This window comes from Limosilactobacillus reuteri, from assembly GCF_002254085.1.
Classification (GTDB): Bacteria; Bacillota; Bacilli; order Lactobacillales; family Lactobacillaceae; genus Limosilactobacillus; species Limosilactobacillus reuteri_K.
The window spans coordinates 26,289-38,051 of the sequence record NZ_NGPY01000009.1; the positions used below are offsets into that span (position 1 = coordinate 26,289).

The following is an 11,763-nucleotide window of genomic DNA, read 5'->3' on the forward strand; positions in this document are numbered from 1 at the left end:
AAGCGATAAATTATGATAGTAGCGCCACAAAAATCGGCCCTAGTAATGTAATTCCAATATTACCAACTACAAACGCCGGAGTAAAGGCAGCCGCATAATATGCGCCACCTTCTGGACCTGCTTTTTGCGAAATCTCATTCATTGCCGCTGCGATCGTTCCCGAACCAGTCATCGCTCCAATTAAAGCAAGAGGTTCCATCTTCAATACATAGCGTCCAAAGAACAGCGTTAGCAAATGTGGCATTATTGAAATCATCGCCCCAATAAATAAGACCCCGATACCTAACGATTTAATTGCACTTGTAAATGCTTGAGCTGATTGTAAACCAACTGTCCCCACAAAAAGCGTTAGTCCAAAACTCTGAAGAAAGCTAGTTACCGTTACAGGGATTGATTTACGGTCACGGTGACGCTCAATCCATGAACTTAGGATTAGTCCCATGATCAAAGCCGCTGTTCCATTCCCCAGTTGCAACGGAATACTATTTAATTTTAGCCCGATAATTCCTAAAAGGGAAGCACAACCGATTCCTAAAGAGAATAAAGAATAATTCATCGCTGTATCTGCAGCTTTCCAGCGTCCCATCTTTTTTAAGATTGCTTTGGTTCGCGATGTATTCCCAGTCAATGAAATCACATTCCCTGGCTGCAACTGGTTAATCAATTGTTGGTTTCCACTGATTGGGTCTTGAATGTTCACAAAAACCCCGTGTTGCCGTAGAAGGGCTAATTCACCCGGTTTAAAGTTTTTTCCCAGAACAAAAGCTCGTTCACGCGGCGCATTGGTTGGGGTCAATACTTCTGTCAATCCTGGTACTCGCATTAACCGATCGAAATGAACGGCGTAACCAATAACAGTTAGCAAGTCGCCAACCTGCAATTGATATTCAAGGTGGTCAGTCATTTTGCCATCATGAAAAGCAGCTAACCCAATAATCCGGTAATTAGACAGCCGATTAAATTCCTCAAGCGTTTTACCGACAAGCGGTGAATCATCTGCAATGCGATATGTTCGTCGCCACGTTGGGTTAGGGTTTTTAGCATGAAAGTGATAATGTTCAGCCATTTTAGGACCCTGTTCAGCAATCGAAATCCCCAAAATTTTAGGAGCTAGGTCACGTAAAAAGATAATTACCCCTAATGTTCCAAAAACGTATGTTAAAGCATAAGCAACCGGGAGCTGCGCCTCATAAGTTGCCCTAACACTTTGACTTACTGGCAATGAGCCAATCGTTTGCAACGAACTGGCAACGGTAGCTGACTGGGTGAGGGCTCCTGAAATAACTCCGGCAGCGATCCCTGGTCCAATCTTAAAGGCAGAAAAAAGACTCCACCCAACTAAGAACGCAACAACCATCCAGAAAATACTAGCGATTAAAATTCGAATCCCAAATAGTTTCAAACTAACTAATAACTGAGGCCCGATCCGATAACCAACAGAGAACATGAAGGCGCCAAAGAAAATCGTTCCCAACATTTCATCCCGGGGAAAACTCCCAACTTGCCCCACGATTAAGGTCACAATTAACGTTCCCACCGTTGCTCCAATATTAAATTTACCCGCAATTTTATAGTTTCCAATCAAAAAGCCAATTGCAAGACAAATAAACAGCGTAAAAACCTGATTGCTCACCATAAAGTGAACGATAGAATGTATCATTTTAACTTATAGTCACTTTCTTTAAAAACCTGTAATAACTTGTATTAATTAAGCCACATTATTACATTCTTGTCAGGCTAATTCAACCACTTATTGAGAAATACTTTCCTTCTTTTGTTGCATGCGATAGTTAGTAACCATTGTTAATAAAGTAATGATTGCCAAAATACCTAATAAGATAAAGTCAAATTGTCCCCCGGCATAGGTACGTCCCATCAGTGAGCCACTGTTGCCCATTTGGAATAACGCAATTGTGGAAGCAAGCAGACTAGTCCCCAGTGAGCCGGCAAATTGTTGGACCATATTAAAAATTGAGTTTACATCGGGGGCATTTTGTGGTTGAACCAACATTGAAGCATTGGAAATTGTATTAGAAAAAGCAAAATTAAAACCAATTCGTAAAACAACAAAGAAGAGCATTATTAGTAGTGGTGTTAAGTGACGTTGGAAAATACCAAAGCAGCTTGTTCCAATAACTAACAGAATTCCCCCGGAAATAACTGGCGTAGCAAAGCCATAACGATCAGCCAAAGTTCCGGCAAATGGCGAGATAAAAGCACCGATTAATGACCCGGGAAATAAAATAAGACCCGCAACAATTGCCGAAGAGTGCAAAACATATTGAACGTAAATCGGAATAACAAGCGAAATCCCAATATTAATAAACTGTAAATTAAAATAAGTGACAGTTGATAGCCGCAATGGGACAGCCTTAAACACCTTTAAGTCAAACAATTCTGATTTACCGTGATTATTGATATAGATAAAGGCGCTAAAGAAAACAATTGCTACCAATAATAAAAGCCAAAACTGCTTGCCAAATCCTTGTTTCCCAATTGAAGAAACTGCACTAATTATACTAATAAGGGCAATTGCCAGTGTAATTAAGCTTTCATAACTAAATGCTTTATCATTTCCAAGCGGTTTATTACGAATAAAAAGCTGACCACACACAAGACTAATCAAAACAATTGGTAGTAAAATCCAAAAAATCATCCGCCATGATAGCATTTCTGAAACGATCCCACCATATGTTGGTCCCAACGCTGGCGCAAACGAAATAACCATTGCAGCCATTCCGGTCATCATGCCAATTCTTTCACGCGGAATCTCCGTAAAAATTAAATGGAACATAATTGGCGTTGCTAACCCAGTTGCAATTGCTTGAATCAATCTCCCCGTTAACAAAATAGGAAAATTACCAGTCAAAGCACACATCAAGTCACCAATAATGAAAAATGATACTGCAAATAAGTGCAACCAACGTGCTTGATACTGACGTAATAGATAGGCAGTAGTCCCCATTGTAATTGTTACCATCAATAAATAACCAGTTGTAATCCACTGAATAACATCGAGCGATACATTAAACTGAGCAGATAATTCTGGATATGTGACGTTCATCGATGTTTCATTCAAAATTCCGATAAACGTTAGTAATGCAAGGGAACCAATTGCGAGATAAATACGTGAATAGTTTTTTTCTGCCATTGCTTTCTGCTTCCTCCTTTAAATCAAAATAAAAAGAGCCACGGTGATAAAAACTCCACCACAGCTCTGCAATAACGATTTAATTCTACCAAGGAAGCAGAACGAAAGTCAACGTTATTATTTTTCTCCTAATTTCTTTAACCAGTCTTTCGTTTCTTCGTCTAGTTCAGGGGCAATTTCAAACTTAAATGGCGCCAGTAACAACCGCACTTTTTCCCATTCAATCCTCTGATCACGATAAATCGTCGTTAGCATCATTGTCACCATCTGATCTTTCTTATTTTGATCAACTCCTGGCTGATTAATAAACGTAATTGCAGTAATCTTTTTTGCCAATAATTTTGCAATTAACGTCTCCATTTCCTGGGTTGTGACTGGGTGCTTAATTCGTAGACGTTTTTCTAACGGGACTGCAGGAAGTTCTTTTTGTAAAAACTTTTGAAGCAAATCCCATTCTCCTAAAATTTCTGGATAGAATTGCCAAGGTACCCGGGCATTAAGACTCGCTAGTAAATTTGGAATGATCGCCTGTAAATCCCCATCATTTTCTTGTAAAGAATCACAAATTTCAATCAAGAACCGTTGAACAGTTTCTCGAGTCTCAGACTGAACCCTCTTCTTAGCTGTTAAAGCAAAGCGAACCACTAGGAAATCTGTTAACTGTTCATCATCAATGGTCGCACCAGTCGCATTGCGTTTCACCTTAAAATCATTTAGTTGTTTAGTTCGCATGCTTTTTGCAAAATGACCTTGTTTAGGCATTAGCTGTCATTCCTTTTTTATATAACTTAAAAATTTTTGAACTAGAAAAGGCTAAGAAAAACAGACGTTTTTCTTAGCCTTTCAATAACAGTTGGGCTAGCTGGATTCGAACCAGCGCATGACGGTACCAAAAACCGTTGCCTTACCGCTTGGCTATAGCCCAATAATAAAGATGGAGGAGGGTGGATTCGAACCGCCGAACCCGAAGGAACGGTTTTACAGACCGTCGCGTTTAACCAGACTTCGCTACTCCTCCAAGAAGTTGCTTGATTAAATATTTCGTATCAATCAACGTTTATTATAATACCTAATTTCCAACCTCATTGCAAGTGTTTTTTCTTATTTTTTTGAAAAAACTAGATTTTTTTAGTATAAAGGTGGCTAATCCATTGATCTAATAGGCTTTTTCCCTTCCAGTCCTCACTATTTTTGCGTCTTACGCCAACTGCTTGATTGCGGTATTCAATATTTCCAACGGTAATTAATGGCTGGACATAATGAAGGTGCCCATAAAAAACTGTTTTTACTTCTGGAAATCTAGCGAGTAACGCTCCTAAGTATTCACTGCCCAACATTGCAGTTGTCATCTCCCACATCCGTTGTCGCCGTACTGACTCAATAAGTGGATGCAGGAGAGCTTCCCTAATCGGTGCAAAGTGAGTCATAAAAATAACCTGTTTTTGTTGATTATGAGCTTGTTCTAGGTCTTCTTCAACTTGGTGTAAAACAATCGCCATTCGTTCTGGATCATTCATTGACTGTACAATTGGACGATCTACCCAATATGCCCGCTTCCATTTTGCGACCTCTTCTACATTATTTTCATACGTTGAAAACGAATAATCATACCAACCATTGTTACCGATAATTCGCCGGTTTGTTTGGGGAATATCGATAAATCGATTATGAAAATATAGATCATCATCTAAATTTTCTAATTGTTCATAAGTGACCCCTTTTAACATATCGTGGTTACCGGCTAGATAATGAACCTTTGTGGTAGGCAATTGCGATTGTAGTTCCGCAAAATATGCGCTGGTTTGCTCGAAATCATTAAAGGCATCCCCCACAAAAAAGTAATGGTCAATTCCATGACTAGTTAAATAATGCGCCTGTTGAGTAATAATTTCTGCAACATCAGCATGATTTAAATCCAAATGAAGGTCACTACTTACTGCGATTTTCATAATTCACCTCGAAAAAAAGAGACCAAGAATTATTCTTGATCTCTTAATATATAATTTTTAATCTACACCATCCATCAAGCCATGAATCTTCTTAACAAATAAGCAAAGGATCAATCCGAAGACGATACTTACTGCCCCGATAATTAAGAAGTATGGAACTTCTGTAGCTGATGAGTAGTACTTAACAACTTGGGCGTTAACCGCTTGTCCAGCAGCATCAGCCAAGAACCACATACTCATCATTTGAGACTTAAATGCCTTTGGTGCAAGTTTAGTAGTTACTGAAAGACCAATTGGTGAAATCAACATTTCGGCGATTTCAACAATGAACCATGAACCAACTAACCAGAATGGGCTAACCCGTCCGGCAGTTGTTCCGTGAATCATAGCTGGAAGTGCCATCCAAACATATGAAAGACCTGCAATTACTAACCCAGCAGCAAACTTACCAGGAGCACTTGGTTGTTTTTTCCAGTGATCCCAAAGTGCAACGAAGAATGGTGTTAGGATCATAATGAATAATGGGTTCAATGTCTGGAAGTTAGCAGCAGCAAAATGCCAGCCACCAATGTGTAAAACAGTCCGTTGTTCAGCAAAGAGGGCTAAAACAACTGAACCTGATTCTTCAATTGCCCAGAAGATAGCAGCAGCAATGAAAAGTGGAATATAAGCAACAACCCGTGACTTTTCATCTTTTGTAACTTTCTTGGAATTTAACATCATTACAAAGTAGTAGATTGGTAAAGCAATAGCAATAACCGTAATGATCGTAATGATATTATTGATGTTTAATTGACCCATTGCCGCAAGCAATCCAAGAATGATCACTAATGCAACAACACCAACAATTGACCAAATAATTACTGGACGTAAACTTTCCTTATCGATCGGATCATCAGGATACAAGCTATCTTTTGAAAGATACTTCCGACCGTCAACTACATATTGTACTAACCCAAAGAACATTCCGATAGCAGCTAGTGAGAAACCAGCGTGGAAGTTCATTTCACCATGGAAAAGGTTTAAGCCAAAACCATTAGCAGCCCAAGGAACAGCCCAAGGAGCAACAGCGGCCCCCAAGTTAATCCCGAAGACAAACATACTAAAACCAGAGTCTCGACGACGGTCTTCAGGGCTATACAAGCCCCCAACCATTTCTGAAACATTTGGCTTTAATAACCCGGTACCAATAACAATCAAAGCGATTGATACATAAAGTGCTGACACACCAAATGGTAACGACAAGGCGATATGTCCAAACATAATAAGGACACCACCGATGAAGACCGTTCGCCGCGATCCCCATACACGGTCAGATAACCATCCCCCGACAACACTGGCCAGGTAAACTAATGAACCATAAATTGACATAATTGATGCTGCGGTAGCTTGATCCATGCCCAAACCACCCTTGGTAACAGCGTAGTACATATAGAATAGAAGGATAGCCCGCATTCCGTAGTAACTAAACCGTTCCCACATTTCAGTGAAGAACAATGTCGACAATCCACGCGGTTGTCCAAAGAAGGAGGTATCCAAATTCTTTTGTTTACTCATACAATTCCTCCAAATAATTTCACTTTTCAATTAGCACAATGTTAATTGAATACGTATTCTAAACATTAAAAAACTTTAACAATAAGATTCAGAATAGTACTATTATAAACGTGTTTCAAAACATCGTCAATTGAAAAATAAGTTTTTGATGAGAACGCAAACGCATGTATGAGCTATAATTGTTTATTTTATTAAGTTTGTCGCTAAGATTATTAATTAGATGACGTATCCCCATCAATAACCGGCCGTGGGTAAACTTTCCCGTTCCGAACAATGGCATACTCAGTTCCATTATCATCAACAAAAGCCCAACCTTCATCTGGCTCAGATAGGTCAGTCGTGGCCTTCAAATTATCAATCTTGCTGGTGTCTTTGTGGTGGTCACTCGCCCATTTCTTAAGTGCTGCTCGTGCATGAGTAGATGATTCCTTAGAATGTGTATCCTTAGTTGTAGAACTATTGGTTTTCGCATGCTGTTCTTTTAAGAAATTATCAACGTCAAAGTCACCATGAACTCGCTTAAATGACTGATTAGGCCACTCATCGTTACCTACAAGGCTTAAATTATCTTCATTTAGCCGTGCATCAATCGGCGTATCATAATTACTATCATTTAAGTTAATAATGTAATTATTCTTTTCCTTCTTCCAGGTTAACTGGTCTCGAATATCAGCCTGCGTCGGATTTGCCATTACATATGTCCCAGTTCCATCTGAATTAAGGGTAATAGCAGCTCCATCGGCATCATCACGATACGAACCCACAATATGTGACTCCTCTTTTTTTGCTGATGAGACTTGGGCACTGCTCTTGCTACTGTTGGAACTCGTGCTAGAACTACTACAGCCACTTGTACATAACCCAATTGCAATTATGCTTGTTGCAACAAGGATCACTTTACTAAATCGCATTATAAATACCTCCATTCTCCTAAACTACATCTGAAACTAGTTACAGTTTTAGTATATTCTCATGTTAAAACTTCCACAATTTTTTTGATATAAAAATTAATAATCTATCGTTAAAAACTGGAGATATGCAATTTAGATTATTAAAAAGGTATTTAAAAGGCACAAAAAAGATGTTAGCCAAACAGCTAACATCTCAATCGACTCCGGCAGTCAGACTCGAACTGACGACAACCTGATTAACAGTCAGGTGCTCTACCAACTGAGCTATGCCGGAATAACTCATCAACATAAAATATTATATCATGTCGACAAGTCATTGCAAACAATTATTTTAAATTTTATTTACCAAAATTATTAATTACTTGAGACCGAAAATTACTAGTATCCCCATCATCGGGTCAGTAACTGTCGTAATTGTTAGCTTTGTCATTATCTTCAACCCCTTCTATCGTTGCTTAACCCTTGGAAACATTGCATTACCAGCTAAAGTTCCATAAAGCATTGCTGGTGTAAAGCGGTAAGAGTCCATCTTATTCTAGTCAAATTCACTTTGAACCTCATCTTCCTTACCATCCTTAATCATTTGGACAAGGTGGGGATTTAGTTCAACCGAACCACCGACAGTTAGAAAATCAGCCCAACCAGTCTTAAAGGCCTTCAACCCATTTTCTTCAGCAAAGAGGTCACCGACGCCAATAAATGGTACCCGACCATTGATTCGGTTGTGAACTGCCTCCATCCGAGTAACATTCTGATCACCTCCACGCCGTACCTTTTTGTAGAAGTTCCACAAAGAGATATGAATATATTGTAGTGGCTTTTCAACTAATCGATCGACAAGTGCAAGGGTCTCCTTCATTGTTAAACCATCCGCCCCAAGTTCTTCTGGTGAGAAACGGTAACCAACAATAAAGTCAGGACGAGTATACTTTTTCCGTACTTTATCAACTGCATCAATTATTGCCAGTGGGAAGTTGAAACGTTTTTCCATTGTTCCTCCCCAATGATCCGTTCGATGATTATAGGTTGCCGAAACAAATTGTTGAATCAACCAGCCATTTGCCCCGTGAATTTCAACACCATCAAGTCCGGCACGAATTGCTAGTTCAGTCGCATAAGCAAATGAATGAACAATTTAATGAACTTCCGCATCAGTCATCTCACGAGCACCAAAATATGATAACTCACTTGGCCCCCACACACCGTTACCACGAGTCATTGACTTATCAGCGTGAACACCTGCATGAGCTAATTGAATAACCGCTTTTGCTCCTTGTTCATGTGAGATTCGTGCATATTCTTTTAAGTTTTCAAGATGGTCTTCACTAAAGGCATTTGGTGATTCAAAACCAATTCCACTCGGGTGAACATTTGTAAATGGAATTATCCACATTCCAAAGCCATTAAAGCGGTCATGCCAAAACTTCCTTGAAGCAGGAGTTAATTCTCCATCAGGCCCTGCATCATAAACAGTCAATGGAGCAACAACTAAACGATTTTTAATCTCTACACCGTTATTTAATGTATATGGTTGAAATAATGGTTCATACTTTTTTCATAATTTGAAACTCCTTTATTTTATAGATTTCTTTTTTAATGTATATACATTTTTTCCTTGATGACGAAAAAAATTTAGTATCCTACTAGAGATAATCTCGCCGATCAATATATTCTCCCTGAACACCCCAACTACTAATGTCATCATATTTAATATATAGGTAATCAGGCTGGATACCTAAAATGTCATAAAACGCTTTAGTAATGTCAGTATTTAGCCCTTCGTAACCGGTATGACTTTCAGTACCAAAAATACTTACTTCAATATAAGCTAAAGGTTCATTGCCATTTCCTCTTAAATAAAGTGGATAATTGTCTTGAAAACCGACCATCAAAACCTTTTCACTCTTTCCGGGAACATTAGCAATTGCTAACCCTAGTCTTTTCTTTAGCATTAGTTCCTTATTCTTAGAAATCTTAATATTTACCCGTGACATGATAAAGGGCGTTTCATTCACTCCTTTACCTCTTGACTAAGTTCAAAAGTAATTGTATCTTGGTGAGAAGAGAAGAATAAGTACGCATATTTTTCTTCCTTTAAATTTATTTGGAATGATTAATATGAATCAAAACGAATTTGATAAAAAAATAAAATATTTTCACGAAAACATGCCCAAACAATGTCCTATTCTGTACTCAATGAAAATCATCGGCTCAAAGTGGAAAATTCCAGTAATGTGGTACCTGATGCTCAATGATGGTCAACATTACAACGAGCTAAAGCGTAGTATCGGTTCAATTACAAACACCATGTTAACAAAGAGTCTCCGTGAATTAGAAGAGGACGGCTTACTCAAACGTATATCAAAAGGAACGGTTCCGCGAAAGACCTAATTTACACAATGGGCGACCTCTTTGAATGGGGAAAGAATCTTATGGAAGAAACTCAACGGAATTAATGTAAAACGAGACTCCACTACCCCTCTCTCTTGGTTATAATGCCCTCTGAGTATACAGATGAAATAGAAAATTCATCTTATACTCGGAGGGCTTTTTCTATGGGAAGAAAATCAAAATACTCGGCAGAGAAGCCATTGAATACTTTAATACTAAACGCGCTTATACAAGCAGAAACGGCTTAACCGCGGAACAATCCCGCAATCAAGCCGCATAAACTAATTTTATCTATTTAACCTGTATGCTTGACGGGATATAGTGCCATGTAATGAAGTCCCGTTTTTTAGTCTTTTACTTTTTTAATAGCTCTTTTAATGCTGCAATTGCCTGGTCATATTTCGGCTCATTAACCAATTCATCAACAATTTCTCGATAAACAACTTTACCCTCTTTATCAAGAATCCAAACAGACCGCGCTAAAATTCCTTCATCTGGAATCAATAACTTTGATTCATAACCAAACGATTCCTCTGCATCAGAAACTAGTTGCATTTTCTTAACGCCTTCAGCAGCACACCATTTTTGTTGATCAACAATGGTATTAGTCGAAATAGTTAAAAAGTTAACCTCGTCAAACTCGTCCATTGTTGAATTAAAATGCTTAGTCTGGATGCTGCATACCGGTGTATTAATATCAGGAACCACACTTAATAAGGTAACTTTACCAAGTAGCTCTTTCATTTTAATCTTATTGTTATCCTTATCAAAAACCTTAAAGTGAGGAAATTCGTCGCCTATTGCTGGCGGATTACCAACTAATTGATGCTTTTCACCGTTGATTGTGATTTCCATTTAGCTACACTCCTTTTTGAAATCAAGTTATGTTTAGTATAACAAAATATAACTAAAAATCATTATTAATAGACTTCTTCCCTCACGCTTAAAATAGTAATTAGTGGTGGCGGTAAGCATTTTAACCACTAACTTAATTTTTATTTACTTAATCTAATCCCGTCTCCGTCATTAATTGCATAATAAATAAAAACAACCTTTGATATTTATGGAAAAATGCCATTATATCAAAGGTTATTAATCTCTAGTAAAGTTTAATTATGCCGACAAGAGGAGTCGAACCTCCGACCTTCTCTTTACGAGGGAGATGCTCTACCAGCTGAGCTATGTCGGCAAATCAATCAACGTGTACTATTATATCATGCTAATTAGTTAGTGAAAATACCTAATTTAAATTAAACTACATTCTTCTAATTAAACTGGAACCATAGAATTAAAGCATCAACAATAATTCCTATAATAAACCAATAATAAACCAATTCCCATTCCAAAAAAGAACGCCACTATCATTGTATTAGCCCTTCCTTTCATCATTATCTATTAATAATCTCCCAAGCACGAACAGCTACTATTCACTAAGATAACATTAACTATTTTTTAGTATATAAAAGTTAATGCAACCATGTCTAGCCTCTTGCCACTGTTTGCAAGGTTAACTTCGGTCTGATAATTATGTTCAGAATATTAAGCAATGAAAAAAAGAAGTATCAGTTACTTGAACTGATACTTCTTAGCTAATAACTCCGGCAGTCAGACTCGAACTGACGACAACCTGATTAACAGTCAGGTGCTCTACCAACTGAGCTATGCCGGAATAATGCGTGGCAACGTCCTATCCTCGCAGGGAGCGATCCCCCAACTACTTTCGGCGTGTTGAAGCTTAACTTCTGTGTTCGGCATGGGAACAGGTGTATCCTTCAAGCCATCATCACCACACTCTTTGTCCCTT

General features: G+C 38.3%; 8 protein-coding genes, 5 tRNA genes, 1 rRNA gene and 2 pseudogenes. 1 reads left to right on the forward strand and 15 read right to left on the reverse strand.

The annotated features are described in order from the left end of the window. Nucleotides 1–10: 10 nt before the first annotated feature. The 11 genes and pseudogenes from CBG10_RS02205 to CBG10_RS02255 all read right to left on the reverse strand — a co-directional run bounded on the left by CBG10_RS02205 (nt 11) and on the right by CBG10_RS02255 (nt 9,583). Nucleotides 11–1,660 carry an aspartate-alanine antiporter-like transporter gene (locus CBG10_RS02205; protein WP_094511496.1) on the reverse strand — a complete coding sequence of 550 codons (1,650 nt, stop codon included), beginning with the start codon at nt 1,658–1,660 and terminating at the stop codon, nt 11–13. A gap of 90 nt (nt 1,661–1,750) precedes the next feature. After that, nucleotides 1,751–3,151: an MFS transporter gene (locus CBG10_RS02210; protein ID WP_094508973.1), complete on the reverse strand. Its 1,401-nt coding sequence runs from the start codon at nt 3,149–3,151 to the stop codon at nt 1,751–1,753. A 117-nt stretch (nt 3,152–3,268) separates the two neighbouring features. Further along, nucleotides 3,269–3,913 (reverse strand): hypothetical protein, encoded by a 645-nt coding sequence (locus CBG10_RS02215; RefSeq protein WP_094511498.1) that lies wholly within the window; start codon nt 3,911–3,913, stop codon nt 3,269–3,271. 91 nt (nt 3,914–4,004) lie between these two features. Next, nucleotides 4,005–4,076 (reverse strand) — tRNA-Gln (locus tag CBG10_RS02220). A gap of 10 nt (nt 4,077–4,086) precedes the next feature. Then, a tRNA-Tyr gene (locus CBG10_RS02225) sits at nt 4,087–4,169 on the reverse strand. Between the two features lie 100 nt (nt 4,170–4,269). Next, nucleotides 4,270–5,100 (reverse strand): metallophosphoesterase, encoded by an 831-nt coding sequence (locus CBG10_RS02230; protein ID WP_094508977.1) that lies wholly within the window; start codon nt 5,098–5,100, stop codon nt 4,270–4,272. Nucleotides 5,101–5,157: 57 nt separating this feature from the next. After that, entirely contained in the window at nt 5,158–6,657 is a 1,500-nt protein-coding gene (locus CBG10_RS02235) for a peptide MFS transporter (RefSeq protein ID WP_003667295.1), read from the reverse strand. A 212-nt stretch (nt 6,658–6,869) separates the two neighbouring features. After that, nucleotides 6,870–7,568, reverse strand: a complete 699-nt coding sequence (locus CBG10_RS02240; protein WP_179225357.1) for a lipocalin/fatty acid-binding family protein — start codon at nt 7,566–7,568, stop codon at nt 6,870–6,872. 201 nt (nt 7,569–7,769) lie between these two features. Continuing rightward, a tRNA-Asn gene (locus tag CBG10_RS02245) sits at nt 7,770–7,842 on the reverse strand. Between the two features lie 261 nt (nt 7,843–8,103). After that, nucleotides 8,104–9,096, reverse strand: a pseudogene (locus tag CBG10_RS02250) (NADH-dependent flavin oxidoreductase); the annotation flags it as partial. A 115-nt stretch (nt 9,097–9,211) separates the two neighbouring features. Next, nucleotides 9,212–9,583 carry a phenylpyruvate tautomerase MIF-related protein gene (locus CBG10_RS02255; protein WP_094511500.1) on the reverse strand — a complete coding sequence of 124 codons (372 nt, stop codon included), beginning with the start codon at nt 9,581–9,583 and terminating at the stop codon, nt 9,212–9,214. Between the two features lie 103 nt (nt 9,584–9,686). Between CBG10_RS02255 and CBG10_RS02260 the strand changes: the two are divergent. Continuing rightward, a pseudogene (locus CBG10_RS02260) lies at nt 9,687–10,024 on the forward strand (winged helix-turn-helix transcriptional regulator). A 289-nt stretch (nt 10,025–10,313) separates the two neighbouring features. Here CBG10_RS02260 and tpx read toward each other — a convergent pair. The 4 genes from tpx to rrf all read right to left on the reverse strand — a co-directional run bounded on the left by tpx (nt 10,314) and on the right by rrf (nt 11,750). Beyond that, a complete protein-coding gene (tpx, locus tag CBG10_RS02275) occupies nt 10,314–10,814 on the reverse strand; it encodes a thiol peroxidase (protein WP_094502235.1) in 501 nt (166 codons plus the stop codon). 261 nt (nt 10,815–11,075) lie between these two features. Continuing rightward, nucleotides 11,076–11,148, reverse strand: a tRNA-Thr gene (locus CBG10_RS02280). A gap of 407 nt (nt 11,149–11,555) precedes the next feature. Further along, nucleotides 11,556–11,628, reverse strand: a tRNA-Asn gene (locus CBG10_RS02285). A 5-nt stretch (nt 11,629–11,633) separates the two neighbouring features. Next, nucleotides 11,634–11,750, reverse strand: a 5S ribosomal RNA gene (gene rrf / locus CBG10_RS02290). Nucleotides 11,751–11,763: the final 13 nt, after the last annotated feature.